The organism is Exiguobacterium sp. SH0S1 (assembly GCF_004337165.1).
GTDB lineage: Bacteria > Bacillota > Bacilli > Exiguobacteriales > Exiguobacteriaceae > Exiguobacterium > Exiguobacterium aurantiacum_A.
The window spans coordinates 121,665-147,119 of the sequence record NZ_SJVC01000003.1; the positions used below are offsets into that span (position 1 = coordinate 121,665).

28 protein-coding genes are annotated in these 25,455 nt (G+C 51.9%); 14 read left to right on the forward strand and 14 right to left on the reverse strand.

The annotated features are described in order from the left end of the window. Nucleotides 1-9: 9 nt before the first annotated feature. From EVJ20_RS09680 to EVJ20_RS09690, 3 genes are all read right to left on the reverse strand, one after another. Entirely contained in the window at nt 10-525 is a 516-nt protein-coding gene (locus tag EVJ20_RS09680; RefSeq protein ID WP_131508066.1) for a general stress protein, read from the reverse strand. Nucleotides 526-639: 114 nt separating this feature from the next. Next, on the reverse strand, nt 640-1,461 hold the full coding sequence (locus EVJ20_RS09685) for a hypothetical protein (RefSeq protein WP_070328055.1): 822 nt from the start codon (nt 1,459-1,461) through the stop codon (nt 640-642). 79 nt (nt 1,462-1,540) lie between these two features. Continuing rightward, nucleotides 1,541-1,954, reverse strand: a complete 414-nt coding sequence (locus EVJ20_RS09690) for a methylglyoxal synthase (protein WP_131508068.1) — start codon at nt 1,952-1,954, stop codon at nt 1,541-1,543. A 226-nt stretch (nt 1,955-2,180) separates the two neighbouring features. Here EVJ20_RS09690 and EVJ20_RS09695 point away from each other — a divergent pair, with 226 nt between their 5' ends. Beyond that, nucleotides 2,181-3,953, forward strand: a complete 1,773-nt coding sequence (locus EVJ20_RS09695; RefSeq protein WP_131508070.1) for a mechanosensitive ion channel — start codon at nt 2,181-2,183, stop codon at nt 3,951-3,953. Nucleotides 3,954-4,069: 116 nt separating this feature from the next. Next, nucleotides 4,070-5,548 (forward strand): HD domain-containing phosphohydrolase, encoded by a 1,479-nt coding sequence (locus EVJ20_RS09700; RefSeq protein WP_131508072.1) that lies wholly within the window; start codon nt 4,070-4,072, stop codon nt 5,546-5,548. A 39-nt stretch (nt 5,549-5,587) separates the two neighbouring features. On the opposite strand, the gene EVJ20_RS09705 is transcribed toward EVJ20_RS09700, so the two are convergent. Then, on the reverse strand, nt 5,588-5,890 hold the full coding sequence (locus EVJ20_RS09705) for an AzlD domain-containing protein (RefSeq protein WP_070328058.1): 303 nt from the start codon (nt 5,888-5,890) through the stop codon (nt 5,588-5,590). Further along, nucleotides 5,887-6,618, reverse strand: a complete 732-nt coding sequence (locus EVJ20_RS09710) for an AzlC family ABC transporter permease (RefSeq protein ID WP_131457852.1) — start codon at nt 6,616-6,618, stop codon at nt 5,887-5,889. Before EVJ20_RS09710 ends, EVJ20_RS09705 begins: the two co-directional genes overlap by 4 nt. Before the next feature lie 114 nt (nt 6,619-6,732). Between EVJ20_RS09710 and EVJ20_RS09715 the strand changes: the two genes are divergently transcribed. Further along, nucleotides 6,733-7,434: a CBS domain-containing protein gene (locus tag EVJ20_RS09715; RefSeq protein WP_131457851.1), complete on the forward strand. Its 702-nt coding sequence runs from the start codon at nt 6,733-6,735 to the stop codon at nt 7,432-7,434. Here EVJ20_RS09715 and EVJ20_RS09720 read toward each other — a convergent pair. Beyond that, entirely contained in the window at nt 7,417-7,752 is a 336-nt protein-coding gene (locus tag EVJ20_RS09720; RefSeq protein ID WP_070328061.1) for an antibiotic biosynthesis monooxygenase, read from the reverse strand. The genes EVJ20_RS09715 and EVJ20_RS09720 overlap by 18 nt on opposite strands. 79 nt (nt 7,753-7,831) lie before the next feature. Continuing rightward, nucleotides 7,832-8,671 carry a M15 family metallopeptidase gene (locus EVJ20_RS09725; protein WP_131508074.1) on the reverse strand — a complete coding sequence of 280 codons (840 nt, stop codon included), beginning with the start codon at nt 8,669-8,671 and terminating at the stop codon, nt 7,832-7,834. Nucleotides 8,672-8,878: 207 nt separating this feature from the next. On the opposite strand from EVJ20_RS09725, the gene EVJ20_RS09730 reads away from it, so the two are divergent. Further along, nucleotides 8,879-9,097, forward strand: a complete 219-nt coding sequence (locus tag EVJ20_RS09730; RefSeq protein WP_016507949.1) for a hypothetical protein — start codon at nt 8,879-8,881, stop codon at nt 9,095-9,097. A gap of 59 nt (nt 9,098-9,156) precedes the next feature. Continuing rightward, nucleotides 9,157-9,624, forward strand: coding sequence for a hypothetical protein (locus EVJ20_RS09735; RefSeq protein ID WP_070328063.1), 468 nt, complete (start codon nt 9,157-9,159; stop codon nt 9,622-9,624). Between the two features lie 15 nt (nt 9,625-9,639). Here EVJ20_RS09735 and EVJ20_RS09740 read toward each other — a convergent pair whose 3' ends face one another. Then, a complete protein-coding gene (locus EVJ20_RS09740; RefSeq protein WP_070328064.1) occupies nt 9,640-10,746 on the reverse strand; it encodes a glycerol dehydrogenase in 1,107 nt (368 codons plus the stop codon). 382 nt (nt 10,747-11,128) lie between these two features. Between EVJ20_RS09740 and EVJ20_RS09745 the strand changes: the two genes are divergently transcribed. The 5 genes from EVJ20_RS09745 to EVJ20_RS09765 all read left to right on the forward strand — a co-directional run bounded on the left by EVJ20_RS09745 (nt 11,129) and on the right by EVJ20_RS09765 (nt 14,911). Further along, nucleotides 11,129-11,788 (forward strand): type 1 glutamine amidotransferase domain-containing protein, encoded by a 660-nt coding sequence (locus EVJ20_RS09745; protein WP_071398770.1) that lies wholly within the window; start codon nt 11,129-11,131, stop codon nt 11,786-11,788. A 110-nt stretch (nt 11,789-11,898) separates the two neighbouring features. Continuing rightward, the gene (locus EVJ20_RS09750; protein WP_070328066.1) at nt 11,899-12,324 is read left to right on the forward strand and encodes a DMT family transporter; all 426 of its coding nucleotides are present in this window, start codon (nt 11,899-11,901) and stop codon (nt 12,322-12,324) included. An 11-nt stretch (nt 12,325-12,335) separates the two neighbouring features. Then, the gene (locus tag EVJ20_RS09755; protein ID WP_083274036.1) at nt 12,336-13,007 is read left to right on the forward strand and encodes a Crp/Fnr family transcriptional regulator; all 672 of its coding nucleotides are present in this window, start codon (nt 12,336-12,338) and stop codon (nt 13,005-13,007) included. A gap of 11 nt (nt 13,008-13,018) precedes the next feature. Next, nucleotides 13,019-13,495, forward strand: a complete 477-nt coding sequence (locus EVJ20_RS09760; RefSeq protein WP_131465832.1) for a DMT family transporter — start codon at nt 13,019-13,021, stop codon at nt 13,493-13,495. A 90-nt stretch (nt 13,496-13,585) separates the two neighbouring features. Continuing rightward, nucleotides 13,586-14,911, forward strand: coding sequence for a hemolysin family protein (locus EVJ20_RS09765; RefSeq protein WP_131508076.1), 1,326 nt, complete (start codon nt 13,586-13,588; stop codon nt 14,909-14,911). Nucleotides 14,912-14,923: 12 nt separating this feature from the next. On the opposite strand, the gene EVJ20_RS09770 is transcribed toward EVJ20_RS09765, so the two are convergent. Next, nucleotides 14,924-16,108 (reverse strand): M20 metallopeptidase family protein, encoded by a 1,185-nt coding sequence (locus EVJ20_RS09770; protein WP_131508078.1) that lies wholly within the window; start codon nt 16,106-16,108, stop codon nt 14,924-14,926. Between the two features lie 14 nt (nt 16,109-16,122). Next, nucleotides 16,123-16,551, reverse strand: a complete 429-nt coding sequence (locus EVJ20_RS09775) for an NUDIX hydrolase (protein WP_131508080.1) — start codon at nt 16,549-16,551, stop codon at nt 16,123-16,125. Between the two features lie 138 nt (nt 16,552-16,689). On the opposite strand from EVJ20_RS09775, the gene EVJ20_RS09780 reads away from it, so the two are divergent. Beyond that, nucleotides 16,690-17,238, forward strand: coding sequence for a LemA family protein (locus EVJ20_RS09780; RefSeq protein ID WP_131465838.1), 549 nt, complete (start codon nt 16,690-16,692; stop codon nt 17,236-17,238). Between the two features lie 21 nt (nt 17,239-17,259). After that, nucleotides 17,260-18,141 carry a zinc metalloprotease HtpX gene (gene htpX, locus EVJ20_RS09785; RefSeq protein ID WP_236636370.1) on the forward strand — a complete coding sequence of 294 codons (882 nt, stop codon included), beginning with the start codon at nt 17,260-17,262 and terminating at the stop codon, nt 18,139-18,141. Nucleotides 18,142-18,722: 581 nt separating this feature from the next. Here the strand turns inward: htpX and nagE are convergent. From nagE to EVJ20_RS09800, 3 genes are read right to left on the reverse strand one after another with little or no spacing between them, the layout of a single operon-like run. Next, the gene (nagE, locus tag EVJ20_RS09790; RefSeq protein ID WP_131508082.1) at nt 18,723-20,210 is read right to left on the reverse strand and encodes an N-acetylglucosamine-specific PTS transporter subunit IIBC; all 1,488 of its coding nucleotides are present in this window, start codon (nt 20,208-20,210) and stop codon (nt 18,723-18,725) included. Further along, nucleotides 20,207-21,055 carry a PRD domain-containing protein gene (locus EVJ20_RS09795; protein WP_131508084.1) on the reverse strand — a complete coding sequence of 283 codons (849 nt, stop codon included), beginning with the start codon at nt 21,053-21,055 and terminating at the stop codon, nt 20,207-20,209. The genes nagE and EVJ20_RS09795 overlap by 4 nt, the downstream gene beginning before the upstream one ends. Before the next feature lie 19 nt (nt 21,056-21,074). Continuing rightward, nucleotides 21,075-21,563, reverse strand: coding sequence for a PTS sugar transporter subunit IIA (locus EVJ20_RS09800; RefSeq protein ID WP_236636367.1), 489 nt, complete (start codon nt 21,561-21,563; stop codon nt 21,075-21,077). Nucleotides 21,564-22,020: 457 nt separating this feature from the next. Here EVJ20_RS09800 and EVJ20_RS09805 point away from each other — a divergent pair, with 457 nt between their 5' ends. Beyond that, a complete protein-coding gene (locus tag EVJ20_RS09805; protein ID WP_131508086.1) occupies nt 22,021-23,931 on the forward strand; it encodes an endonuclease MutS2 in 1,911 nt (636 codons plus the stop codon). Nucleotides 23,932-24,025: 94 nt separating this feature from the next. Beyond that, complete coding sequence (locus EVJ20_RS09810; protein WP_131508088.1) at nt 24,026-24,733, forward strand: hypothetical protein; 708 nt, start codon at nt 24,026-24,028, stop codon at nt 24,731-24,733. Between the two features lie 30 nt (nt 24,734-24,763). On the opposite strand, the gene EVJ20_RS09815 is transcribed toward EVJ20_RS09810, so the two are convergent. Then, the gene (locus EVJ20_RS09815; RefSeq protein ID WP_131470233.1) at nt 24,764-25,336 is read right to left on the reverse strand and encodes a hypothetical protein; all 573 of its coding nucleotides are present in this window, start codon (nt 25,334-25,336) and stop codon (nt 24,764-24,766) included. Between the last annotated feature and the right edge of the window lie 119 nt (nt 25,337-25,455).

Below are 25,455 nucleotides of genomic sequence, written 5' to 3' on the forward strand. Positions count from 1 at the left end.
GTCTCCTCCTTATAATCGGCGATGGTCCTCTAATCCGGAATGTCCCCGTACAATCGGATCTTCTTTCGTACCGCGTGGTTTTTCATCATGATCATTGAACGGTTTGGCATCGAATGCAATCCCGTCTGCCTTTTCCCCTTGATCGTGGTCGAGTTCACTGTCTTTTTTATACATATTCGGATAGCGCTCGTACGAATGTTTATCAACGTAAAGCAACAGTTTGCCGTCGTCGATGGCTGAATAGTATTCCTCTGCCTCGGCATCGCTAAGACCCATATTACGCAGCTCATCGCGAATCCGGTCGCTGCCGTGCAGGAATGCTTTGACGCGGTCTAACCAATTGACATCTCGAATCCCAGCCTCGGCGTTCACATCGGTGTGATCGCGCAATGCGGAAATTTCCCCGTCCCGCTTGGCTACGACATGCATATTTTTCTCCGCTTCCCCGGCCTTTTTGAGTTCGTTCACTTTGTCCATCACTTCTTGCTCGCTATGAAATAACCCGATCATTTTGCGGTCTGACATGGTCTGCCCCCTTTATCATCTCGTCTTACGATTAAATTGACGTCACGGTATTAGTAATTTCCGTTCTGGCGAATGTTCAAACAAAAAACGCCATCTCACCTGAGACTGGCGTCATTAATAATAAATGGTCATCGTATCGTTCCCGAGATGGCAACGCGTGCTCTTCCAGACAAACTCGGCGAGTGTCCACAGCGCCATGAAGCCGCTAATCGCTAACAACACTAACGCGTAGATGGGCGTCAATTGAATCAAAAACGACCATCCGAGCGTGAACAGGAGCGGTTGGATCAGGATCACGAAGCCGACATACACGAGAATGATGAGCAGTGCGAACAAGATGCGCCGTCCGATCGTCTGAAAGTGGTGACGGAAGCGCGTCAGTAAACCGAAGACGGCACCGGTCAGTAAGACGGGCAGCACGAAGGCGAAGTAATCGAGCGGATACGAGGTCGTCGGTGCACTGAACAGTCGTAGACTGAACAAGTCGTCCATGACGAGCAACAGGTTGGCGTAAGCGAACGCGAGCACCATGCCGAGCAGCCAGCCGAACTGGTTCCAAATGCGGCGAGACGATTTGATCGCCTCGATTTTTGTGTAGGCGAGAAACGAGACGTCACGCTTTTCGATGTCTTGGAGTTCGAGCTGCGTCTCGTTCAATCGCTCGACGGCCCAGTCGAACTCACGGTTCGCCTGTACCTTCTCATGCATTTTAAGTTCGCCCGACTGCTCGATGATGGAGCGGTAACGACGACGATACTCGTCGTTCGTTTTTGGTTTTTCGATCAAGAACATTGCATAGGCGCGTGGGTCTTGACTCGTCAGGCCGTCGAGGGATTGACCGCTTCTTTCTGCTTGTTGAATATACCCGGCCAAACTGTTGAGCAAGCGCTCCGCTGTTGAGTTGTCGTCTAACAGTTCAGACAGATGTGTTCGCACTTGTTCGTAAAATTGCTGTACGGTCGGGTCGTTCGATACATGTGGGTTCAGGACAATTCCTCTCTTCTATATAAAATGGTCATACAGGCGGTTCGTCGTTATGGGAAAGTTTGAGCGATTCAAAGTCGCCTTGTTCGATGCTGCGAATCAAGATTTCACTTCCGCCCATGTTTGTGGCGAGCGGAATCGAGTAGACGTCACAGAGGCGCATCAATGCACTCACATCCGGCTCGTGGGGCTGGGCGGTCAACGGGTCACGGAAGAAGATGACCATATCCATCTCTCCACGGGCGACCGAGGCGCCGATTTCTTGGTCACCACCGAGCGGTCCCGACTTAAAGCAATGGACCGGAAGTCCCGTCGCTTCGGCGACACGTGTTCCGGTCGTTCCCGTCGCAAACAAATGATGTTTCTCTAATATGTGAGAATAAGCTTTGACGAGTACGATTAAATCATCTTTTTTCTTGTCGTGGGCAATCAGGGCGATGTTCATCTTGACTCCTCCTTAAAAATACTTCTTCTTAATTCGTATCATATTTGAACTAGAAAGACACGCCTTGTTTATTGAGGTAAAATTTTCCTAGAAAATCATTTTTCCATTTAATATTTATTCAAGGATGCGAATTGTCTATGTTTAGGTAGATGAAAATGTTGGTATTTATACAGAGAGTCGTATGAAATAATAATCATTTTAAAAAGAGATTGGAGGAAGATGTCGGATGAACGATACAACGTATAATTTCAACACGTTCATGTCTTGGTTGCCAGAGCTCTTGCTTGCACTTCTTGTCCTTGTCGTCGGTTTTACTGTGGCGAAAGTTCTGGAAAACGTGACGCGTAAAGCGCTGCGTAAAGCACGCCTCGACGATCGTGTTGGTGTCAAGCAAGAAGGGGAGCCGGGTAAACCCGGAAGAGAAGAAAAGCGGTGGACACCTGAACGGATCATCGCGAAAGTCGTCTTCTTTGGAGTATTGCTTCTCGCATTCTTAATCATCTTCGAATTTATGAACGTGCCAGCGATCACGCAGCCGTTTAGCCAAATCTACGAAGGCTTCTCAGGTTTAATTACCGGAGTCGTCAAAGCAGGTCTCATTCTACTCGTCGCCTGGATCATCGCGACGCTCTTGAAAAAAGCGATTCAAATGGCTGGTCATCGCCTCAACTTGAGCAAGTTGATGGAGAAGACAGGTCAGGAGTCGACAAGTGTCAACCAGACGAAATGGGTCGACACGGTCGCAAACATCGTCTTCTACTTGGTGTTGTTGCTAGCACTTCCTGCCGTCCTTGACGCGCTCGGTCTCCGAGGCATCAGTGGACCGTTTGAAGACTTGTTGAACAGCTTCCTCGCCTTCATTCCGAAACTCGTCGCAGCGGCACTCATCTTTGCGATCGGTTATATCGTCGCGAAAATTGTCCGCGATATTTTGACGAAGTTCTTGGAAGCGGCAGGACTCAACAAGTTTGCCGAGAAACTTCACTTGGCAGATTACGTGAAAGGGTCAAGCCTGGCGAAAGCGGTCGGTACGGTCGTCTTCATCTTGATCATGATCCCGGTCACAATCTCAGCACTTGAGGCACTCGACATTCGAGGCATCTCAGACCCTGCCATCTCCATGTTGAACAACGTCTTGGCCATGATCCCGAACATCATCGTCGCAATCGTCTTGATTCTCGCTGGTGTGTTCGTTGCCAAATGGCTCAAAGGGGTGGTCGTATCACTTCTTGAGAATTTGGGCGTCAACTCGCTCGCAAGCAAGATGGGTCTCGGTGGACGTTCGACATCATCGACGTCGATTGCTCAAGTAATCGGTACGATCGTTCAAATCATCATCATCTTGTTGTTCGTGTCGGAAGCCCTGCAAGTCGCTAACCTCGACTTCATGGCCTCGCTCGCAACGGCAATCTTTGCTTACTTGCCGATGGTCATTGCAGCCATCATCGTCTTGGCGGTCGGTTTCTGGCTCGCCAATATGGCAGAGCGTCTCGTCGGCAGCGTGCTCGTCGATGCGTCAGGTCAACCGAGCGTACTACGCCACGTCGCGAAGTATGCGATTCTCGGGATCGCCTTCTTCATGGCCATCAGTCAGCTCGGCATCGCACCGATGATCGTCAATACGGCGTTCCTGCTTATCCTCGGTGCTGTCGCCCTTGCGTTCGGCCTTGCCTTCGGTCTCGGTGGACGTGAAACAGCAGCTCGCTACTTGAAAAAAGCTGAGAAGAGCATCGACGAGACGGAAGTATCAAAAGAGGGTCTCGAACAAGAGAAAGCACAAATGAATCAAGAAGCCGAAGCTGCGAAGCGACAGGCGAAGCAAGGTATCGATCAGTCGAAACGTGAAGCGGATCAAACGAACCAAGAGTTGAAACGTGAAACGAATCGGACAACGGATGTGACGAACGTGGACGGTCCAGAACCGAACCCGTTCCATGAAAACATCACGCCAGAAGATAACCGTTCACCCGACGACAACGAAGGTCCACGTCGTCCATAATCAGTGAACTGAGCGAGTCTCTCTAGTGAGAGGCTCGTTTTTTGTGTTGTGAAAAAGGGTGATTTTTGGTCGATAAACAGAATGAGAGAAGTCGGTGAAGAATAGGAGGGGTCAAAGTGTTTGAACGCTTTCAAAATACGTTAATTATGAATTATATCATCGGTTCAGGGATCGCGGTGTTCGGTGTCGGGGGTCTGTTCATCTTCCAAACGCTCGAACTGTCCCGTGCTGAAGTGATATCTTTATTTGCCATCATGGCGGTGTCAGGTGTGGTCATGATCAGTCTCGAATTACTGATATATCGGCGTCACATCCGGCCGATTCGGAATGTCTTTCGAAGTGAGGCGCCTAGTTACGAAGCGCTTCAACAGGCGTTCGATCAGACGAGTCACTTTCCGACGTTGACGGTGAAGCGCATACTAGGACCTCATTTATTTGGTCTTTCAGTGCCGGCCATGAGCTTGACCGCATTGGCGATTCAACAAGATTGGATCAATTTGCCGTACCGTTTGATTGGAATGGCGGCTTTTGGGGCGGTATTGATCGCGATTTTACATGCGCTCATCGAGTTCTTCTTGACGTATCGGTCGGTCGAGCCGTTGTTGCTTCATTTACAAGTTCAAAGTGAGCAACTGTACGATACACCGCTCCAGGCGTCGTACCAGTCAATTAGCGTCCGGACGAAGCTTTTGATCAGTATGCTCGTCATCGGGGTGTTTCCGGTCATGTTGTTCATTCTCGCTTCGGGCGTCCAACTGTCGACCGTCGAGCAAGTCGACGCATATTGGCGTTGGGCCGGGTTGATCTTGGTCGTGATCGTCGGTGTCGCGACGTTCAGTAGCCTGCTCCTATACGACAACATCAAGCGTCCGCTTGCCACGTTGACACAAGGGATCGAACAGCTCGATGCCGGCGAGCTGAAACCGATCGACAACCCGTACGCTGATGAGTTTTCGCAGCTGGTGAACGGGTTCAATCAGATGGTGAAGAACGTCAATGAACGTGAGGAAGAAAACGATCAACTGCTGAACAGCTTGTTCGTCTTGTTCGCGGCTACGCTCGACGCCCGTGATTCCTACACGGCCGGCCATTCGGAACGGGTTGCCGCCTATTCTGTCGAACTGGCATGTGCGTTAGGTTGGCCGCAGGCGCAGATTGAGCTACTCCGCAAATCGGCGTTGCTTCATGATATCGGGAAGATTGGGATTCGTGACGACGTTTTGTTGAAAGAAGGAAAACTGACAGACCACGAGTTCGCCCAAATTCAAGAGCATCCGACAATCGGGATTCATATTTTGAATCAGATCACGTTGCCGGTCTCACTTCAGCCGCTCATGGCGGGTGTACGGTCACACCATGAACGAATCGACGGGAACGGCTATCCAGACGGATTGTCCGGTGAAGCTATCCCGCTCTTCGGCCGCATCATGGCGATCGCTGACGCCTACGACGCGATGACGTCAGACCGTCCGTATCGGCAAGGGATGCCTGTCGAGAAGGCGCTGTCGATTTTAGAGAGCGGGCGTGGCACCCAATGGGACGCGGCGTTCGTCGATGTGTTCGTTCAGCTGCGCCGTGAGGCGTTGTCCGCCTAAACGATAACAGGTCTGTCTCCGCGGAGACAGACCTGTTTGTCAGATGAACGTTTCGACGACGTACACCCCGAGGATGCCGCCGAGCACGACGAGCATCAAGTTGACGCGCAACAAGGCGAGCATCGTGGCGAAGACGCCTCCGGCCAAGGCTGACGACAGGCTGCTCGTCGAATAGAGGATACCCGGGAAAATCAAGCTCGCGAGCACGGCATACGGTGTGAACAACAAGAAGCGCTTCAAGAGCGGCGGTAACTTCAAGTCGCGCAGCCAAAGGAGCGGCACGAGCCGCGGGACGTACGTGACGAGCGCCATAGCGAGGACGAGCAGGAACAGACTGATCATGTTACGCCCTCCTGTTCATAAAGCAGGGCGCCGACCCCGGCGGCGACGATTGTCGCGATGATGATACTCAAACCCGATGATAGCGGAATGAACGGGGCGACACCCCAATAGAGCACGACTTGGGTCACGACGGCAAGCGCCGCGACGACGATGACCGGTTTTCGCGTAAGCGATGGGACGAGCAATCCGATGAACATGGCGTACAAGGCGATGCCCATGCTCGCCTGGACTGACTGGGGGAGGCCGAAAGCGAGAAATACGCCGATCCATGTCCCGACGTTCCAAGCGAAAAAGGCGATCAAGTTCAAACCGAGCACGAAGTGGCCACGTGTCGCTTCGTTTCGAGTCGAGGCGACACTGAACGTTTCATCGGTCACCCCGAATGCGATGGCAGCCAGGAAACGGTTCGAGGTTGTCTCGATCCGTTGCGACAACGAGGCCGACATGAGGAAATGGCGCAAGTTCAAAATGAACGTCGTCAAGACGATTTCCCAATACATCGAACCGGCCATGATCAATTGAATACCGATGAACTGGCTTGCACCGGCAAAGATGAACAACGACATGGCCAACGTGATGACGTTTGGCATGTCGAACGATTTGGCGAGGAGGCCAAACGCGATCGCGATCGGAATATAACCGACCGCGACCGGGATGCCGGCACGCATCCCGGAGCGGAACGCGTCTTGATTGGATAAGGGCGTAGCTTGCTGGATCGGGGTCGCCATCGGCTCTCCTCCTTTCAAAAATAGGTGATGTCCATTCATTCGATACGAAGGAATGGTTTCCTGCTCAAACGATTAAAAAATAGGGTATAGATAGGCGATAAGGAGAGTGAACATATGAGTCGAGCCGAAGAATTTATCGCATCGTACCACCGGATCGAAGATTATTTGAGCCGTGAGATGGGGGACGGACAACATTTCAGCTTCAGCAACATGGTCAACCGTCTCGCCAAGCATAATCCGATCATCGAACGGTATAAAGAAGATTTGCACCAAATGAGCCAGTTGCGCAACGCGATCGTCCACGAGCGGCGAGAGCCTGATTTCATTATCGCCGAACCGCACGACTCGATCGTCGAGTTGATGCTCGAAGTGGAGCGGGAGCTGTTGCACCCGCGTCAAGTCATCCCGCTGTTTCGTAAACTCGTGACGACGTTTAATGCCGATGACGCGTTAGTCGAGGTGCTCGGTGAGATTCGGGATAAAAACTATTCCCAGTTCCCGGTCTATAACACTGACGGCTCGTGGCGTGGTTTATTGACAAAAAAAGGAGTGACCAGCTGGCTCGCCGAGACAATCGACGGCCCGCACGTGTCACTCGAGGGCGTTCAAGTTAAAGACGTACTTCATCACGATCCGCACCTTCGTCGTTACCGTTTCGTTGCGAAGGAGACGTCTGTCATCGAGGCGCATCAACATTTCATCAACATGAAAGACGGTGTGCGCCTCGACGCGCTCTTGATCACCGAGACCGGGGAAGAGAGTGAACCGCTTCTCGGTATCATCCGACCGCAAGATATTTTATACGTGATCGGTTGAGGCCATGTGCTCGATCGCGACCTCGTATTGGGTGACGGTATTTCCGAGGACGACGGGCTTCACTTCAGACGTGCCGTCGTCCCGTTTTTTATGGGCGTGTTTATAGGCACCGCTGTCGCGCCAGTTTTCAAAGCTCGCAGCGTCGCGCCACGTCGTCATGATCACGACTTGATCTTTCGTTTCGTCAGACGTATCGGTCAACACTTGCATGCGGATAAATCCGTCCATCGTCTCGATTCCTTTTGTCGTTTGGAATCGGGCTTTGACCGCATCGACTTTCCCTTTTTCAACATCTAGTTTGTTCATCACAATCCACATCGAGATGTCCTCCTCTGCAAATTCGTACACGTCTAGTATACATGGGGCACCTCGCTTCCTAGCGACTAGATGCTCGGACTTAGCGTTTGGCCCACCAGTCTTCGAACGTCCAGTTGTTTTGCTTCATCGTCGTCGCTTCCTTCACACCGACGTAGCGGAGATGCCACGGCTCATAGTTGTAGCCAGTGATCTTTTCTTTCCCTTTTGGATAGCGAACGATGTAACCATAGCGGTGCGCGTTCTGGATCATCCATTTGCCTTCAGGTGTCTGATCGAACGAGGCGTATAGTCCCATCCGCATCTGTTGACTCGTCATATCGACGGCAAGCCCGGTTTGGTGTTCACTGTGGCCGGGACGAGCGACATACATCGAGGCATAGGCCGTGCCGCGAGCGTTGACCCAATAATTGTAGAGTGATTTTTGCGTGGCGTAGGACCGGTACGCGCTCAATGCGTAAAGCGTGTGTCCTTGTTTTCGGCCGTCATAGTAGAGACGAGCGAGCGCGTGCGCCGCCTCGGCAGCCATGAGCGTCCGTTCGCTTCCTTTTGCATAGACGGTCGGGATGGTGAGCGTGACGAGTTGACGGGACCGATAGGACGCGGACAGGCCATGTTGCTTGTTGACGAGCCGCAACCGCTCCGTTGACGTGAGTTTCGGGATACCGGACTTTAGATTGCTCGATGGTGTGAAGTAGCGGGTGCTCCCGATGTAGACGTTCGACCAGCTTCGATTGTACGTTGTGTAACGGACGGGTGTGTTTGTGAGGAGTGTCTTGGCGACCGGTGACGATTGCATGGCCCGCCAGTATAGTTTCGTCGTCTTGATCGTGTAGCCGGGCTGAGGCGACGGGGTGGCGGCATAAGTAGACGAGGCGGTGAAGACGAGTACGAGGATGAGCAGCAGGCGGATGAGTTTCATTAGGACGACCCCCTTATGCATGGATAGTTTTCCTTTCCCTTTTTTTGAAATGATGAAAAGACGAGTGATTAGGGAATACTCAAACGACAGTCTCCGTCTCGTGACCCGATAGATGTACTGCCCCAGCCCGATGTGCCGGGGGGCTTAAACGAAGTAAACTGATTGTATAGACAAGAACTGTGCAACAGAAGAGAGGAGTGGACGCATATGGAACTTATTTTTGGCTTACCGTTGTTATTGCTCGTTCTATTCTTTGCCTTTTTGTATTTCAATATCAAAGGGTTATCGAATATGTGGAAAGACTACAACCGGACGAAATCGATGATCCCGCTCGGTTTTTTCATCATCGCGATTCTCGGAATCTTTACCGGGGTTTGGACATGGCTCGTCATTTTGATCTACTACGCCGTTCGTCCGAAAGAGTGACTTGACACCGTGTGCGAAAGCGCATGGTGTTTTTGGTATACTGGGGACGAGGTGTTGTCATGGAGAAGTTGATCAAGGCGTGGTTCATCATCACGCTCATCACATTTATGTTATTCAAGCTCGGTGAAACGATGACGGCCGCCTATACGGAGCCAGCGGGCGAAGGAAACCCGTACGTGCTCGTCTTGTTGGTTGGCTGGCCGTTCGTCTTGTTGTTCATTTGGATCACCGTCCGGCTCGCCAGGAGAACGGTCGCGTCGGTGAACGGTCTCGCGCGGGTCGGTCTCTTCGCCGGGAGCATATTGATGGCGGGGATCGGTCTATACGTGAACTTCGGGCAGGCAAGTTCGTTGCGGGACGGGATACGAGCTTCTGAAAATGCGGCGTACGCGTCGGGTTGGAACCAGTTCACGAACATTATTTACGCGAATCAACTGACGTTTTTCGTGCTGACAGTCAGCTGTATGGCGCTCGGCATCGTCGTCTCATTCGTAACTTCAACTAAAGACGAGGAACAGCTCAAGTAGCCGTTCCTCGTCTTTTTAGGTCAGTTTGCTTTGGTAGAGGCGGGCGTAACGGTCGGCGGCGATGATGGCGTCGGCCACATCTTCAGGCGACACGTCGAAACCGCTATGAATCGTTTCCCCTTCAGCGGTCGCTGCTTGACCGACTTTCAAGATATCTTCTCGTGACGCGTCTTTTAGTTTCACGTCTTCGAGTGTGACCGGCAAATCGAGCGCCATGTAAAGGGCGACGTACCGTTCGAACTCGGCTTGCGTCCGTCCTTCAAGCGCGAGCTGGACGAGTGTCCCGAACGCGACTTTCTCACCGTGCGTCAAATGATGGATCTCCCCGTCTAAGGCGGTAAAGCCATTATGGATGGCATGGGCTGCCGCCAATCCACCGCTCTCGAAACCGAGACCGCTCAATAGCGTGTTCGCTTCAACGACATCTTCAAGCGCCGGCGTGACGACTTTTGCTTTTACCGATTCATAAGCCGGAATCCCATAATCGAACAACACTTCTTCACAGCGCTTGGCGATCGCTTCGGCGGCGATCGTCGGGACGCCGCCTGCCATCGTCTTGCCACCGAACGCGAGGACACTCCGGACCTCGACCCACGTCGCGAGCGCGTCGGCGATCCCTGAGGCGAGGAAGCGGGCCGGGGCCTCGGCGATCAGTTTCGTGTCAACGAGGACCAAATCGGGATTCTTCTTATAAAACCGGTAACTCTCAAAATTACCTTCATCCGTATAGATGACCGAGAGGGCACTCGTCGGGGCGTCAGTCGAGGCGATGGTCGGCACGATGACGATGCGGGCATTAAGCGCATCGGCGACGGCTTTGGCCGTGTCGAGCGTTTTCCCGCCGCCCATGCCGATGACGAACGCCGTCTCGTTCGCTTCTGCCGCCTTGGCGATCCGTTCGATCTCGTGACGTGACGCCTCCCCGACAAAGTCGGCTTTCTCGGCGTTCACACCGCTCGACGTCAACGAGGCGGTCACCCGTTCCCCGATCAAGCTCCAGACGATATCGTCAGCGATGAGAAGTGCCTGTGAACCGAAATGCCCGACATACTCTCCGATCCGGTCAATCGTATTCTTGCCTTGCACATACTTTGCGGGACTGATGAAAACGCGTTCTGACATATTCAACATCCTTTCTCAAATGAATGTGGCGATAGGACAACATGTGTCTGTTCCCAATTTAAGGCGTGTTTCAAACGAACAATCATGTGACATCTCAGCGAAGCGAGGTCACATGTTCGTCCACATTCCGCCGAGTACTACGAGGACGACAATCAAAGCGGCGACAGCGAGAAATCCCCATTCAAGTATCGATTTGGTCACGATGGTTCCCTCCTGATGACTGATAATCCGAGTATAACGAGTTCAGACGCCGTTGCTGTTTTAAAAAAATGACCAGGTCAAAAAAAGAATGACGTCTCGTCGTGTCGAGCGTTCGATGGTTTGAATCGAACCACAACGGGAACATTTAATTCGTATGCTTATTTCAGAAGGAGGAAATCACATGTCTAAACACGTACTGATCGTCACGACATCTGCCAATAAATTAGAGAACGGCCACGAAACAGGGTTATGGCTCGGGGAGTTCGCTGAACCGTACCTTTTGTTCGAGAAACAAGGCTACAAAGTAACGATTGCTAGTATCGAAGGTGGAGACGTGCCAATCGATGCGAACAGCCTAGAAGACGGATTACCGGAAGAAATCTTAAATACGAAAACCTTGTTGAAAGATACGGTCCGCCTTGATCAAGTAGCGGATGAAACATATGATGCTGTCTTCCTTCCAGGCGGACACGGGACAGTCGTCGACTTCCCAGGAAGCGAGACGTTACAGCGTGTCGTTCGAGACGTATACGAGAGCGGCAATATCGTTGCAGCTGTCTGTCACGGCCCGATCGGCCTCGTCAACGTCAAGTTGAGCAACGGCGAACCACTCGTGAAAGGTAAGCGCGTGACTGGATTCACGGATGCTGAAGAAGTCGAGATGCAACTCGATTCAGCTGTACCGTTCTTGTTAGAGACGGCACTTCGTGAGAAGGGCGGAGATTTTGACAAAGCCGACAATTGGGCTGTCAACGTCGCCGTCGATGATCGCCTTGTCACGGGACAAAACCCGCAGTCTTCTGAGCAAGTCGCGGAAGAAATCGTGAAAATTTTAGGATAATGATGCGAACGACCTAGGTCTTGACCTAGGTTGTTCTTTTTTTTGGACATATGTCCTTTTCAAGCATTTTATTCTCGCGTACAGTCAGACGAGGAGAATAGGAGGTAAGTATGGGAATCATTTTTGCAGTACTCTCGGGCACGTTCATCGCGTTACAAGGCATCTTTAACGCAAAGCTTGGTTACGCAGTCGGGGCCTGGTTGTCCGTCACGATCGTCCACTTTGTCGGACTCATCCTCGCTTTGGGCATTTATGCGTTCAAACGTGATGCAGACATGACGGCGTTCCGGCGTGTGCCATGGTATTACAGTTTAGGTGGGTTGTTTGGCGTCTTCGTCGTCTTTGGAGAGCTGACGGCCATCCAGCGACTCGGTGTGACGTGGGCAATCTGCGTGTTGCTCGTCGCCCAATTGATCGGGGCGTTCCTTATCGATTTGAACGGTTGGTTCGGGGTGAAGAAGAAGCCTGTCAATCAAGGTCAGATCATGGGACTCGCCTTGATGGTTGTCGGTATCGGGATTTACACATTCACGTGAGGAGGGGTGACATGGGGGTTGAAGCTGCGTTAACACGCCTTAACTGGCACCATCTTTTTTCAACGGAGACACTCGCGGCGTCGTCGATCGTGACATTTCCAACCGGTGCGATGTTGTGTGCGAACGATCAAACGATTGAGTCGTTGTTCGTCGTTTTAGAGGGACGCGTCAAAATTTATACGTTGAGCGAGGAAGGGAAACTGAGACTCTTGCGGTTGAAGACAGCGCCGTCTTTGATTGGCGATATTGAGTACGCCAGCGGCCGGGACGTCCTGCATACGGTCGAAGCTGTAGGGGCGGTCACGTGTCTGCGCATCCCGTTTGAAGCGCTGCGGACGCATAACCGGACGATCGAGTTCACGGAACATCTGCTCCGCGGGGTGTCGGAAAAGTTATTTATTGAGGCGAACGCCTCCTCGAATCATCTGATGTCAACGCTTGAAGAGCGGTTAGCAGGCTATCTCGTCTCACTCAGTGCGTCAGGAAATGAGTTGTTCCAACAAGAGATGAGTCAGTTGAAACGGAAAGAAGTCGCCGAATGGCTCGGGACGAGCTATCGCCACTTGAATCGGACGCTGCAGGCGTTCGCGGACGAGGGACTCGTCGAACGGAGTCGGACGAAAGTGACAATTCTCGATGCGAAACGATTAAACGAACGTGCCAATGGCATGGTGTATGAATAAGGAGGCAGTTCATGTTAGTAGGAATCATTTGTTCAGCGGTGGCTGGCGCGTTCATCAGTGTACAAGCGGCGGTCAATGCCAAAATGAACGTGTATTTAGGAGCTTGGGCGACGACCGTGCTCGTCTTTATCGTCGGATTCATCGGCTCGCTCGTCCCGCTCGCACTTTTCGGCGGAAACATCCGCGGCGTGTTCGACATTTCACCGATTTATGCGCTCGGTGGTTTGCTCGGTGTCGGTGTCGTATTTTGTGTGATGCGCAGCATCCAACTGCTCGGCCCGACATTATCCGTCTCGATCATTCTCGTGTCCCAGTTGATTTGGGCACTCGGCGTCGATTTCTTCGGGGCGTTCGGTATGCCGCGGTTATCACTGTCACCAGGCCAAATCATCGGGTTGATGATCTTGCTACTAGGCGTGATTGTATTCAAACAAGCTCAGGCGGCAGCAATCGAACATCAAGCGACGGAACAGGCTACTTCACAATGAAGTGGCTTTTTTTGTGAGCAAAACGGGTACAGGTGGATAATGAATGTCTGATATGATGAGATGGAGTAGTACGAAATATACGTAGAGGTGATGAAAAAAGTGGATTCTTCCATAGTAATTGATTTAATGATCGTCATATTTTTAATCGTGTTGAACGGGGTGTTCGCGATGACTGAGATCGCGCTCATCTCGTCGAAACCGGCAAAACTTGAAGTTGAGGCGAATCGAGGTAAACGCAGCGCCAAGATCGCGCTCAAACATTCAAAAGACCCGACAGACCTGTTGTCGACCGTCCAAGTCGGGATCACATTGATCGGGATCATCAACGGGGCTTACGGGGGCGCGCGTTTTTCAACACCGCTCGCTGAACTATTTGCACAGCTCGGAATGAGCGCGCAGTACGCGCCGACGGTCGGTTATGTCGTCGTCGTCACGATCATCACGTATTTGTCGCTCATCATCGGAGAACTTGTCCCGAAACGGATTGCGCTCGTGTCACCTGAACAGGTGACGATGTCGATCATTCCGGCGCTTGATTTGTTCAGCAAAGTCATGCGACCGTTCATTTGGATCTTATCGAAATCGACACTGTTCTTGTTCAAATTGCTCGGCTTGAAAGCAGAGCAGTCGAGTGGGGAGACCGAGCTCGAAATTAAACAGCTGTTGTTCGAAGGGGCGCAGCAAGGGGCGTTTGCCCATGAAGAAGTGCAACAAGTCGAGCGCGTCTTCGCTTTCCATGACCAGTTGATCTATGAACTGATGCAGCCGCGAACGATGCTCGAATGGGTCGACCTCGAGGATGACATGGACGATATTAAAAAATCGATTTATGAGAGTAAACACAACAAACTTCCAGTCGGACGCGATTCGCTCGACGAGTTCGTCGGCTACATCGATGTCCGTGATATTTTAACGCTCGCGACGTTGCGTGAGCCGTCACAGATTTTAAAACGCATCAAGCAGCCGCTCATCGTGCCGAAGCAACGTGAGGCCAGCCAAGTGCTGCAGATGATGCAAAAGAACGGCGTCGAGATTGCGTTCGTGCTCGATGAATACGGTGGCTTCCTCGGTATGGTCACGTTGTTCGACATACTAGAAGAGATTGTCGGGGAAGTGATGATTGAAGAAGAGACGCCGGAAGTGGTCCGCCGCGCGGACGGGACGTACTTGGCGGATGGCTTGCTCGGGATTGAAGATTTGAAACGAACGTTCGGGATTCGAGATAACCGTTTCGATGAGGGCCGTAATTTGTACCACACGCTAGCAGGGCTCGTCATTTACTCGCTCGGTGACTTCCCGAAACGCGGAGACATCGTCGAGGCGTACGGGTTACGTTTCGAAGTCGTCGATATGGACGGGAAACGTGTCGACCAAGTTCTCGTGTCGATGTTGTCAGAAACGCCAAACGAAGACTGATGCCTTAGGGCGTCAGTCTTCGTTTTTTTGTGTGTTCCATGTTTCGAACGCTGCGCGCATGAGGACGCGGGCGGTGTTTAGCATGGCCCGTTCGTCCACATCAAAGCGAGGATGGTGGTGAGGGAAGACGGCGCCGACTTCAGGATTGCCGGCCCCGGCGAAAAAGAAGCTGCCGGGAACATGTTGCATGTAGTAGGCGAAATCTTCTCCGACCATGAGCGGAGACATCTCGATGACGCCGGCTTCACCGACGACGCGAGCTGCACTTTGGCGAACATGCTCCGTCTCGGCGTAATGATTGATGACGGGAGGATAGCCGCGGATATATTCGAGCTCATACGTCGCCTCGCTCGCCGCGCAGACGTGGGAGATGGTGCGCTCCATCTCTGCGATGATCCGTTCTTGTGTTTCTAGCGTGAACGTTCGGACTGTCCCCGATAACTTCGCTTCGTCAGCAATCACGTTGAACGCCTGGCCCGCGGTGAACGTGCCGACGCTTAAGACGGCCGGTTCGAGCGGATCGGTGCGACGGCTGATGACTTGTTGCAACTGACCGACGACGTTCGCCCCGACCATGACGGCATCGACCGTATGTTGCGGAATCGCGCCGTGGCCGCCTTTCCCTTTGATCGTCAGCTCGAAGCGGTCGGCTGCGGCCATGATCGGACCTGCTTTTACCCCGATCGTGCCATACGGGAGCGGCGTCCAGATGTGAGCGCCGAAGATGTAGTCGACACCGTCCAAGCAGCCATCTTCGATCATCGGCTTGGCTCCTCCGGGCGCGAGTTCTTCCGCAAACTGATGGATGAGAACGACGTCTCCCGGCAGGTCGGTCTCACTCAAGGCTTTGGCGAGCACGAGCAGTGTCGCCGTATGGGCGTCATGGCCGCACGCATGCATCGAACCGTTCACTTTTGAGCGGTACGGCACGTCTTTCAAGTCTTGGATCGGCAAAGCGTCAAAGTCGGCCCGGAAGGCGATGGTTGGTCCGTTGCCGCCTCGAATGCGTCCGACGACGCCGTTGCCGCCGACGCTTTCGCGGACTTCGAGGCCGAGCTTGCGCAAATAAGTGGCGATCGTTTTTGGTGTCTCCTGTTCTTCAAACGACAGTTCGGGATATTGGTGAAAATGGCGTCGGAGCGACACCATCTCGTCGTACAGTTCCGCCAATCGTGAATCGAGGTCAGTCACAAGCATGATTTGCACTCCTGTCAGTTGATCATTTTTGGTTGAAGCAAGGCCCATACGTCATGTGAATCCAGATCGTCAAGAATTGGACGATGTAATAACTTTTGTGCTTCGTCAGCCGTTACCCATCTGGCGTCACTATGTTCCTCGGAGAGGGTGACGGTTGTCACGATCGGGTGAGCCAAGTACGTCATGATGACGACTTGGCGATTCGGGTCGGTCAAAAACGTCGTAGCGTACAACAATTGTTGGACCGCGACACACAAACCGGACTCTTCGAATACTTCTCGTTCAAGGGCATGTTCGAGCGTCTCGCCAAAGTCAAGTTTACCGCCGACGAGCTCCCATGTGCCGGGATTGACCTCGTCATCGGCTGCCCGTTTGATGATGAGGAGGTGGTCGTCTTGCACAATTACCGCTTTCACGGCAACAACGATGGTAGGAACGGACATTGTGACACTCCTTTGCATGAATTCGTGAGGGAACCCACAGTAGATATGAACCATTTTCTACATATTCCCTAAGTTATGCTTATGGTATACGACGAAAGGGAATTAATACAGAAGTAAATCATGAAATGAGGTGTTGAAATGGGTTGGATTATCGCAATTGGTATCATCGTCGTCTTGGCGGTCATCTATTTTTCGATGTACAACGGACTTGTCAAATATCGAAACTGGGTCGACGAGTCGTGGGCGCAGATCGACGTTCAGCTGAAACGCCGTTACGACTTGATCCCGAACTTGGTCGAGACGGTGAAAGGGTATGCGAAGCATGAACAAGAGACGCTTGCGAAAGTCGTCGAGCTACGGAACCAGCTTGGCTCGAAGACGAGCCGTCAGGAACAGATGGAAGTGAACGATCAACTGAGCGGTGCGCTCAAAAACTTGTTTGCGCTGCGCGAGGCGTATCCGGACTTGAAAGCGAACGAGAACTTTTTGATGCTACAAGAAGAGTTGACCCAGACAGAGAATAAAGTCGCTTACTCGCGACAGCTGTATAACAATACGGTCATGAAATATAATACGAAAATCGAATCGGTCCCGACGAACATCATCGCTTCTGTCCATAAGTTCGAAAAACGCGACATGCTCGAGGCGCGCGAAGAAGAACGCGAGAACGTTCGCGTCTCATTCTAATGGATTGGAGTGGCGACGATGATTCTGTATGAACAAATCCGCAAGAATAAGATTAAAACCGTGTTCATCGTGGCTGGATTCGTCCTCCTCGTCTTAGCCGTCGGGGTCGTCATCTCGTATTTGAACTATGGCGATCCACTCCCGGGGCTCATCTTCACTCCTGTGTTCTCGTTGTTTTACATCGGGATCGTCATCATGTCGAGCACGAATATCGTCATGAAGATGAATCACGCCCAAGAGATCACATCGGTCGAACAACATCGTTTCTTATGGCACACGGTCGAGAACATGGCGATGGTCGCCCGTGTCCCGATGCCACGGATCTTCATCATCAATGATCCGTCACCGAACGCGTTCGCGACCGGGCTCAAACCCGAGAAGGCGGCGGTCGCCGTGACGACTGGTTTAATGGATCAGTTGACCCGTGAAGAACTCGAAGGTGTCATCGCCCACGAGGTCGCGCATATTAAAAATTATGACGTCCGCCTGGCGACGGTGACGCTCGCCCTCGTCTCCGTCATCGCTATCATGAGTGACATCGGCTCACGGATGCTGTTTTTCCGAAGTATCGGTGGACGACGGGACAACAACCAAAATCCGATCTTTATGATCGTCGGGCTCGTCCTGTTGATTTTAGCCCCGATCATCGCAACGCTCGTCAACCTGGCTATCTCGCGAAATCGTGAGTTTTTGGCTGATGCGAGCGGGGCCGAGCTGACGCGGAACCCGGACGCACTCGCTTCGGCGCTCGAGAAAATCGCTAACGTCAAAACGCCAGTGAAAGAGGCGTCACGGGCGTCGGCATCACTTTATTTTTCGGATCCTATGAAGAAAAAGCTGAGCGGGCTGTTCTCGACACACCCGAATCCGGAAGAACGGATTGCCAGACTGCGAAGCATGTAGCACATAACACAGGTCCTCTTTTTAGGAAGAGGGCTTTTTTGTATGTAAAGAAACCCGGGATTACAATCATCTCTTTTCGTAAAGCCAGTTTGTATCGATGTTGAATGGGAATGATAGTAAAAAGAGGATGGATTGGAGGGGACCCCATGTTTGAGTCGGCACTCGAGCTAGGCATCGTCATATTTTTATTGATTTATGCCATCACGGTTTCACTGATGTTGATGTCAGTCAAAAAGAAGAGCTAAGCGGATACACTCACATGATCAAAAGTCAGGCTTGGCTATGGTTCGGTCATGAACATGTCCGATTTTTCATATGACATTATGAAGGGAAATTGGAAGAGGAGTGAGTTAAGATTAAGACGTTGACCAAGTACATAGGGATAGGACTGGCGCTGTTCATTGGGCTGTCTATACTCGGATTTTTCGGATATAACCCGTGGCGACTACTCGTTGAGCTATTCGTGTGGACAACGACATACGTATTGCCATGGGTTTTTCTTTATTTTTTTATTAAGTTCTACAAAACGTATGAGCAAAGACAGTAAAAAGCCACCTCCATAGCGAGGTGGCTTTCGTTCGTCATCCGGCGCGGTTGCTCCGGAGTTTTTCAATCTCTTCGAGGACGAATTGAACGTTCGTCCCGACGATGACTTGAATATGGGTCGGGCTGACGACTTTAATTCCTGGGATGCCCGCTTTCTTAATTTGCGTTTGATCGACCGTGTCCATGTCTTTGACGTCGACACGGAGACGTGTGACACACGATTCGATACCGGTGACGTTTTGGTCACCACCGAGACCGTCATAAATCATGGCTGCCATCGCAGAGTACTGACCACCTGCTGCGACTGGTGCCGTTTTCGTGTCACCTTCAGGAGCTATTTCTGTCGCGACTGCATCAACCTCTTCGTCCGACTCGCGACCTGGTGTCGCCAAGTTAAATTTGACGATCATGAAACGGAAGACGAAGTAGTAAATTACAGCAAAGACGAGACCTTGAACGATTAACATATACGGTTGGTTCGCGAGCGGTAGCCGCGAGCTGAGGAAGAAGTCGACGAAACCGGCGCTAAAAGTAAAACCTGCTGTCCATTGGAACGTGGCGGCGATAAAGAGCGACACACCTGTCAAGACCGCGTGGACAAGGTAAAGAACTGGTGCGAGGAACATGAACGAGAACTCGAGCGGTTCCGTGACACCTGTGAAGAATGAAGCGAACGCTGCGGCGAGAAGGAGCGAAGCCGCTTGTTTTTTACGTTTCGTTTTCGCCGTGTGGTACATCGCGAGTGCTGCTGCCGGGAGACCGAACATCATGATTGGGAAGAATCCAGCTTGATAGCGACCTGTAATCCCTTTCTCACCTTCACCCGACCAGAAGTTACCGATATCGTTGATGTCGGCAACGTCAAACCAGAAGACAGAGTTCAAGGCGTGGTGAAGACCTGTCGGGATCAACAGACGGTTGAAGAATCCGTAAAGTCCGGCCCCGATTGCGCCCATTTTAGAGATTGTTTCACCGAATCCGACGAGTCCTGTGTAGACGACTGGCCAGATGAAGTAAAGGGCGATCGAGACGAGAATCATCGAGAACGCCGTCATGATCGGTACGAGACGTTTGCCGCTGAAGAAAGCGAGGGCGTCAGGAAGCTGTACGTGACTAAAGCGATTATACATGGACGCGGCGACGAGACCTGATAAAATTCCGATGAACGCGTTCTCGATTCTATTAAATGCCGGATTGACGGCTTCAACATCGATGCTTTGGAAGAGGGCGACTGACCCTGCAGAAAGCAGTGTCGTGATAGTAAGGAACGCGACAAGCCCACTTAGTGCGGCCGAACCGTCACGGTTTTTCGCCATCCCTAATCCGACCCCGACAGCGAAGAGAATTGGAATGTTATCGATGATGGCTGCACCGGCTTTGATGAGAAAGGCGGCTGCAACGTTACCAGATCCCCAACCTGATGGGTCAATCCAGTAACCGATGCCCATGAGGATGGCCGCTGCCGGAAGTACCGCAACCGGCAACATGAGGGAGCGTCCAAGACGTTGTAAAAAGTTCATCATTGTAAATGTCCTCCTTTTTGTTGGTGTTGATCTTGCAGACGTTGAATGTGGAGCGTGATGTAACCAAGCTCTGACTCGGGCAAAACGATGCCGTATAAGTTTTCCATTTCAGTTGCGACGTCAGACGCACACGCGTAAGCGGACGAGAATTTTGTTTGAATCATCTGAAGCATGTCCTCGTCAATCGTGTGATGATCGTAATGGTTGACCCGATCCATGACGAATCGTAAATGGGTTAATAAGCGTTGATAGGATAAGTCATCTTCTTCGATAGATAGGTCGAGTCGTCGTGAAATCGATTGAATCATGTCTCTTACGATCGTCGTCTGTTTGACCGTCTTGCGCAAATCACCTCCTTTCACTTTGAGTGTATGGATATGGAGCGCGATGAAAGCCGCTTCGTCTTTCGGCATCTTCAACCCAATTTTGTCCTCAATCAGTTGCAGCGCCCAGAGCCCGATCTCATATTCGTTGCGATACAAAATTTTGATCTCGTTCAACAGCTTGTTCCGAAGCGAGATCCCTTCTTCTTCACGCTCGATGGCAAACGAGATATGATCAGTCAGGACGACGTGGATGTGCTCATTGAACGTCGTCTCGAGCCGCTTCTCCGCATGCGTGATAATTTCTTCGGAAATGGTGAAGTGATCGACCGGGATGCGGCTGAGCAGTTGTTGAAACTTATCGTTTTCCGACATGACGAATAGTTTTTCGATTTTATGTGGATTGACGATGTCGTTGCGCCCTTTTTTAAAGGCGACGCCCGGTCCGATGGCGATCTTTTCTTCACCTTCGTCCGAGACGATGACCGCGTTGTTGTTTAAGATTTTTTTGATTTTTAACATGTGTCCTCCTATCGAGGAGTCATTGTTCCGCTTGAGCGACGACAGTCTTTCCGGAAAGCGAGGGCCCGCCCGCGTGGAACGAGTAGGGGTGAGGTAAGTCGCTTCCGTTCGTGACGATCATCGGAGTGACCGTGTCCTTCCCGGCTTGATGAATCTGCTCCAAGTCCGCTGTCAACAAAGGATGTCCGACGTCAACATGGTCACCGACAGTGACGTGGACTGTGAACGGGTCTCCTGAAAGTTCGACCGTGTCTAACCCGACGTGAATCAAAATCTCAGCTCCGTCTTCCGTCCGGATGCCGATGGCGTGCTTCGTCGGTGCGACTTGGACGATCGTTCCATTAGCCGGTGCGACGACTGTCCCGTTTGTCGGCTTAATGGCGATTCCGTCGCCCATCATCTTCTCGCTGAAGACGGGGTCGGCCACTTGCTCAAGTGGAATGATGTCTCCTTCCATGGGTGCATAAAGTGTCAGTGTATGTCTCTTCATCCACTTATTCAATAACATGTTCACTTCATCCTTTCCCTGCGAAAATGATTGTGAAAAAACAAAACAGGCATGGAGTATAGACGGGTGGCGTGAGCCTTTCGTCTTACCCCATGCCTGATCGAATCAGTCACATGTGATCAATATTCGTTTCTTCTGTCTCAACATAGCACGCTATCTAAAAGAAGACAAGACCTAATTTGTAAGCGCTATCTAAAAATGTACTTATTCTGAAATTTGTTGTATAGTGAAGACGAATCTTAAGTGAAAGGTGTTGCATGTTGATGAGTGAGGTCGTATCTGCCTAACGAACTGAAAAACGTAGGATGACGCGTGTTTTTGTCATGCCTTCATGTTCTGTTACGGATACCGCCCATCATAAACTGCCAGACACCGGTCTGTCTTTTTGCGTTGGTCGTCATCGACCGACGCTTTTTGTTTGCGCAGTATCTCCACCCTATTTAAAGGAGAGATCACCATGAACGAACAAACGTTAGAAAAACTACAATATACTGAACTCATCCAACGAGTCGAACGCTACTGCATCAGCGGGTTCGGTCGCAAGTTGCTCAGAAATCAACAACCGACGAGCCATTTACAAACGGTGAAGAAACGACTGCAAGAGACGTCGGAGGCACGATCCATTCTAGACGCCTCGTCGCACGTCCCGTTCATCGGGGTGTCCGACATGGAACCGCTCATCGGGAAAATCAGTCGTGGCATCCAGCTCGAGGCGAGTGAACTTGAAGCCGTCGCCGAATTTTTCCGCGGGGCCCGCAAACTGAAACGATTCATGGCCGAGCAGACGTTCTTTGCACCGTTGTTATCTCTGTACGCGGACGAGATGAGTGAAAGGCGCTCGATCGAAGAAGAAATCGTTCGGTCGATCCGGGCCGGACGCGTCGTCGATGAGGCGTCAAAAGAACTGAAACGGACTCGGAAGCAAATCGATATTCTCGAAGGACGGATCGAGGAGCGGTTGACTAAATTTTTGAAGAGCGCGGCCAACCGTGAAGCGATTCAAGACGCGTTTGTGACGAAGAAGCAGGACCGATTCACGATCCCAATCAAGGCGTCGTACAAACATAAAGTCGCCGGGACGATCATCGATACGTCGAACCGGGGGACGACCGTGTTCATCGAGCCGGAAGCGATCAGCAAGCTGAACGCGGAACTCGCCGTCAAACGGACCGAGGAAGCGGTTGAAATCTATCAAGTGCTCGCGACGCTGACCGGTATGGTAGCCGAAGCGTTACCGGCGATTGAGACGACGCTCGACGTCATCGCCCAGTACGACATGGTATTCGCCAAAGGGAAGTATAGCCAGACGATCGAAGGAATTTCGCCACGCGTGAACGGGACCGGGAAAATTCGTTTGCGACAAGTCCGGCACCCGTTGCTTGATGGGGCGGTCCCGCTCGACTTCTCGCTCGGCGAGACGTACCGCGGACTCATCATCACCGGACCGAACGCCGGCGGGAAAACGGTCGTCTTGAAGACGATCGGCTTGCTTACTTTAATGACGATGAGCGGTCTGCACATTCCGGCTCATCCCGACACGGACATCTCGACGTTTGACGACGTGTTCGTCGATATCGGTGACAATCAAGATATGGGTTCTGCCCTCAGCACGTTCTCGGCCCACATGAATAACGTGGCGACGATCATGCAGCGGGCCGGCAAGCGATCGCTGCTCTTATTTGACGAAATTGGGAGTGGGACCGAACCGAACGAAGGCGCGGCGCTCGCCATCGCGATTTTAGAAGAGGCGTACAAGCGCGGCTGTCTCGTCGTCGCCTCGACCCATTACGGGGAAATCAAAGCGTATTCCGAGGCGCATCCGGACTTCATGAACGCGGCGATGCAGTTCGACCCGGACACGCTCGAGCCGAAGTATCGGTTGTTGATCGGTCAGTCCGGTGACAGCAACGCGTTGTTCATTGCCCGGAAAATGAAGCTGCCCGAAGCGATTTTGAAACAGGCGTCACGTTATATGAAAGAAAAAGTATACGACCAGACACTCGTCGACACTTCGAAGCTGACACAAGAAGTGGTGAATGCGAAACCGGAACTGATCCAGCAATTTGAAAAAGGAGATCGCGTCCGGTTACTCGAGACGAATCAAGTCGGGCTCGTCTATGCGACGGACGATTCTGGGCGACATGTCACGGTTTATGCAGAAGGGACGTTCAGCGACCATCCGTTGCGACGCGTCCGGCTTGAAGCGCAGGCGGTTGATCTCTATCCGGCGGGTTATGACTTAGAGACGTTGTTCGTAGACTATCGAGAGCGCAAAGAGGCGCATGATTTTGAGCGTGGCTCGAAGAAAGCGTTGCGTCGTGTTGAAAAAGAGATTCGGGCACGGCAACGCGCCGAACGTGGAGACTAAAAAGTGTATGACCTTAAGCGCTCGGGTAAGGACCAAGGACCGAGAGTCATGACGAAACGTCCGGCTGTCGGGTAATGTGTCGGAGGTGGACTAGATGTTTTGGTTAAGTTTGTTGTTTGCCATCGGATTTGCCTTGATCCACTACTTCTCAGGTCAACTGATTCACGTGCGCGAGACGCCACGGAGCCGCTTCTTGTCGCTCGCCGGTGGCGTCGCCGTCGCTTACGTGTTCTTGCATCTCTTGCCTGAATTGAATGAATACCAACGCGAGCTCGAAGGACATCTCGGGAGCGGTCTGTTCGCCTCGATCGAGAATCATATCCTCATCGTTAGTATGTTCGGTTTGGCCGTTTTTTACAGATTGGAGCGATTGGCATCCCAAATGAAAAAACGAGATGAAGGAAGCGTGTTTTGGATTCATATGGCGCTGTTCATCTTTTACAATTTTAGCATCGGGTATGTGCTCGCAGAGAGTGAGTTCGACACGGTCTGGGCGATGACGCTCTACTTTCTCGCGTTAGGGATTCATTTCATCACGGTCGATCAAGGGTTGAGACACCACCATCAACAGTTATATGACGAGCGGGGACGTTTGTTGCTTTCACTCGCGGTGCTCGTCGGCTGGAGTGTCGGGGCGTTTTCAGCGCTCCATGGAGTCACGCTGTCGATGATTGTCGCCTTTTTGGCCGGTGGCATCATCTTGAACGTCATGAAAGAAGAGTTACCCGAAGAGCGTGACAGCAGTTTTCGTGCCTTTGCCATCGGTCTTGCCGGTTATGCGCTGCTATTGCTGTTTATCTAAAAAGGCAACCATCTCTGGTTGCCTTTTTGCTTACAGTGAATTTGTACTCTGATTTTCTACATTGTCATCTGTTGAAGGTGTATTGTCGTCTTGGTTTGGACCACCGAATTGGCCACCGTGATGCGACCCGTGACCGTGTCGACCTCTGCCTCCCGGTCCTTGCATGTCTAGGTCGTCATAGCTTGTCACGTCGGCGAATCGCTCCTCATGTTCAGCTAAAATCGCGTCGGCTTCCGCTTGCGTCAAATTACCGTTCTCGACCGCTGCATCAAGTTTCACTTCGTGTGAGGCGATGATCGCGTCAATGAATGCGTCGACCGTGATGCCTTTCTCTTCCGCGAGCTCAGGAAGCGACTGTCCTTCTTCACGTGCTGCTTCGACCTCGGCTTCGGTCAAACCGAGCGCCTCAAGCAACGCCGCTTGTCCGGCTGCCCGGTCTCCGAACATGCCGCGTTCACCACGTTCACCGCGTTCGCATTGCGTCGAAGCTTCCGTCGATTCTGTCGTTTCAGTTGTCGTCGTCTCGTTCGTGGCTGCGTAGACGCCTGTGCCCGAGACGGCAAGCAGACCGGCCAAAGCGAGTGCTAATTTTGATGATTTCATGTATATCTCCTCCTTTTACTACCTCAAGTGTAAATCTTGCCCGCCGGCAAGTTGTGAGGGAGTTGCAAGGTTTTTGCAAATTGTATTTGGGAAACGATGGGATGCTTTCTTGATGCGAT